The organism is Tumebacillus lipolyticus (genome assembly GCF_042682745.1).
GTDB classification, from domain to species: Bacteria; Bacillota; Bacilli; order Tumebacillales; family Tumebacillaceae; genus Tumebacillus_A; species Tumebacillus_A lipolyticus.
The window spans coordinates 1-3,327 of record NZ_JBHUIO010000022.1 but is presented as its reverse complement, the minus strand read 5'-3'; the positions used below and the strand labels follow the sequence as shown (position 1 = coordinate 3,327).

The window sequence follows — 3,327 nt, the reverse complement described above, 5'->3', positions numbered from 1 at the left end:
ACTTGGACCGCAGGGTCCTGGGAGAGTAGGTCGCCGCTAGGCGTGATGAGACCCGATCTGAGAGATCTGGGTCTTTTTCTATTTGTATGCGAAAAGGAAATAGAAGAGGTGCCGCGTTCGAAGCGGAGCGGAGAACCACCGAAGCGGAAGCGAAGGTATGGTACTTGGACCGCTTGTATGCGAAAGAAAGTAGAACAGGTGCCGCGCTCGGAAGTGGCGCGAAGAACCACTAGAGTGAAAGTGGAATGATGGTATGTGAGCCGTAGCGCTCTGGAAGAGTAAGACGTTGCGAGGAGAAGAGTAAGTATTTGCTAAGCGAAATGAGGCCCAGATCAAGCGTCTTATGATACGGCAGCTTCGCCAGGCGTGTCCTCTTCTTTAGATACCGCTCGTGTTTCGCCGCTAATTCCTCTTGAAGCAACTTGTCTAGAAACTCTAAATACTTTAGATTGTGTGTGACGGTTTCTTCCGCATGAGCATGGAGGGTTTCAGGAATCCGAACTCATCAAAACTGCTGAAAGGCAGCCTGCAAGCGCTCTTGTATGATCATGAGCTTATCACCCCCTCGTCCATGAGCTGATCATAGACGGCGAGAGAGAGCGCAGCCACTTCCGGTATTGGATTAGACATAAGTTGATGTGATGGTTGGCTGACCGCTCTCGCGACACTGTCTTTTCGAATCCCATCGAAGAGGTTTTATTTTGTACAATTTCTCGGTGCCCCGTAGCCTTCCTGTGCTCCACGATGATCATGCCCTCATGATAGATTCGGTTGCCTCCACGACGGTCATGTTTGATATGTACAAGGTGACCCACAAACTGGATTGGAGGTTTCCCTCGTAGGAAACGAGCGTGTCCGAGGGCACCTTTCGAACCTGATAGTCCACGTAGCAACAGGTCGTTCTTGTGTGGTGCCGCGTAGGCGCACATTAGAAACCGTATTCAGCCGGTGTAGCGCTTGTTCATTGAGATGTTGAAGATCCGTGAATGTCTGAACCCCCTGCCAAAAGTTTTTGTTACATAGTCTACTCCGTTTTCTACCTTTCCTTTCGTTCTAGCACGATAGGGGTGACAGCGACGGAGCAGGAAGTCATAGTGAGAAGCGAACTGGGCGAAAGGTGATTCCAAACAACTTCTCTTTGTTCGTCCGTCAATCCCCGAAACCACAGTTTTCAAGTTATCGTAGAGACACGTTTCAGTGATGCCCCCAAAGTACCGCATGGCTCGTTCGTGACAACCGATAAGAGTCTCCAGACGCTGATCCTCCGTAAATTCCACATACATCATCTGGGAGTAACCCAATACCATAACAAACGCATAAAGGCGTTTTTTCTTTCCGTTCCAATTTGCTTGAGACTCGCCCCAATCCACTTGTGCCTGTCGTCCAGGCGGAGTTTCAAATCGAACCGTTGCTTTGGAAGCGACTAGAGGCCGGAGTGGCCGCTTAAAATCTCGAAGTCTTGTGATGCCACCCGTGTAGCCAGCAGCTCGAATCTCATCCCAAATAACAACTGCGTTCAAACACCCTTCTTCCATCCTCTTGCGAACCTAAGCTTTGAAAGGTGCCAACTTCTCAGGTTTTTCGAATGTGCGTTGGTAAGTCTCTTGAGACTCCTCGCACAACCAACTGCGAATCGTCTTCCGATCGCGCCCAAGCTCTTTTGCAATAGCCGTGATGCTCATTACTCGTTGTTTCATCTCTTTTATCACAAAAAATCCCCCGTTCTTGACCATGATTTCTCTCCTATCCGAGAGATTGTTCGTTGGAAGTGGGGAGTTTTCAGCCGTTTCTCACACAACAAAGAATTTCGAGCAGAACTCTCTTCTCATGTGTCTACTTGAATCTGATCGATCAAATTATTCGCATCGAGAGGATAGAAAGGCGTACATCATTTCGAATCGATAGTGGCAGAATGGATGAACGTGTGAAGCAATGAAATAGATAATAGATCGAGAATGAGCTTTCCTGCGATCTGTCAAATGAAAGAGAGCGGAGTCGAGGCTTACCAAAAAATCGGCGAGCAGAAGTTAGAGCAAGGAGATATATCATACATACGTTTTTCGAGAATCGAGACTGTAGCCGACTTGAAGAAGCTTACAAATGGACGATCGAGGCAAGCAATAGAAATTTGAAAATGGAGCGATCGAAAACTTTGGGCAGTGAAGAACAAGGTCTTTCTAATCAATAGAAGAAGGCACAATAGAAATGCGATCGATGGAGTGTGAAAACAAAGTGATGTGCTGCGACAGGACAGAATGAGCAACACAGGGAAGCAGAAGCTATTGGCAAAGCATCTGGAAATTTAGTACGCATGGAAATGATCAAGTGACAAAACAAAAAGGAACAATCGTTTTAGATAGAGAAGTGATAAAGGTACTGCGGAAAGGGGAATGGCTCATATGGAAAACGAAATGATCATAAGGGATGCTGAGATTGGCGATCTGCCAGAAATCGTACGGATCTATAACACTACGATTTCAAGCAGGATGGTGACGGCAGATACAGAACCGGTCACCGTGCAAAGCAGAGAAGGATGGTATTATGATCACTCCCCTCATTTCCGACCGCTGTGGGTAGTAGAGCATGATGGGAAGATGTGCGCTTGGCTCAGCTTTCAATCCTTTTATGGGAGGCCAGCATATGAGGCCACGGCCGAGCTGAGCATCTATATCGATTCGGACTTTCGTGGCAAGGGACTTGGCAGATATCTATTGGAACAGGCGATCGAGAAAAGTCCTTTGCTCAAGATAAAGACGCTTCTTGGATTCATTTTTGGTCACAATGAGCCGAGTCTAAGACTGTTTGAACGATTTGGATTTGAAAGATGGGGTATGCTGCCTCGTGTTGCCGAACTGGACGGTATGGAACGTGACCTTGTGATTGTCGGCAAAAGAATTGCGATGTCATAAGAAGGGCATGACATCGATTATACGCTCTGGAAGTGGGGAGCCTAGGAATGGCTCAAGTGCGACTGTTGTTTGCGCTGTGGGAGATCTCAATTGATCTCCCATCCCGATTTATACAAAGCCCGATGAACCGATAGCAGATGCAAAGCAAACGTGGTGTTTGATATACAGCTACGACGTCCCGCATGTGAAAACTGAAGATCTATCGCGGACGAAGAGAATGCAAAGCCACGTAATATCTCATACTAAGATTTGGGGAGATCGGGAGTATGCGAGAGGATATAGGCTCATAATGATTGTAGTTGCTTGTATTGTCTAGTTTCCCCGATTGAGATCGAAACGTGAGCGTGATACTATAAGTCCTGTCGCCGCGAGAGACGCGGTGGGAAAACGGAAAGAACTTAGCAAGTGGAGAGATACC

At 47.3% G+C, this 3,327-nt stretch carries 4 protein-coding genes; 1 reads left to right on the top strand and 3 read right to left on the bottom strand.

Annotation, left to right across the window (positions count from 1 at the left end; all coding sequences use genetic code 11):
• Positions 1–229: 229 nt before the first annotated feature.
• From ACFSOY_RS20380 to ACFSOY_RS20370, 3 genes are all read right to left on the bottom strand, one after another.
• Positions 230–496, bottom strand: a complete 267-nt coding sequence (locus tag ACFSOY_RS20380; RefSeq protein WP_386049691.1) for an ATP-binding protein — start codon at positions 494–496, stop codon at positions 230–232.
• 445 nt (positions 497–941) lie between these two features.
• Positions 942–1,520, bottom strand: coding sequence for an IS21 family transposase (istA, locus tag ACFSOY_RS20375; RefSeq protein ID WP_386049690.1), 579 nt, complete (start codon positions 1,518–1,520; stop codon positions 942–944).
• Positions 1,521–1,547: 27 nt separating this feature from the next.
• Positions 1,548–1,733 carry a hypothetical protein gene (locus tag ACFSOY_RS20370; RefSeq protein WP_386049689.1) on the bottom strand — a complete coding sequence of 62 codons (186 nt, stop codon included), beginning with the start codon at positions 1,731–1,733 and terminating at the stop codon, positions 1,548–1,550.
• 666 nt (positions 1,734–2,399) lie between these two features.
• Here ACFSOY_RS20370 and ACFSOY_RS20365 point away from each other — a divergent pair.
• Entirely contained in the window at positions 2,400–2,909 is a 510-nt protein-coding gene (locus ACFSOY_RS20365) for a GNAT family N-acetyltransferase (RefSeq protein WP_386049688.1), read from the top strand.
• Positions 2,910–3,327: the final 418 nt, after the last annotated feature.

Coding starts and splice junctions, on each gene's coding strand:
- ACFSOY_RS20365 (WP_386049688.1), top strand. CDS start 2,400: ATGGAAAACGAAATGATCATAAGGGATGCTGAGATTGGCGATCTGCCA.
- ACFSOY_RS20370 (WP_386049689.1), bottom strand. CDS start 1,733: ATGGTCAAGAACGGGGGATTTTTTGTGATAAAAGAGATGAAACAACGA.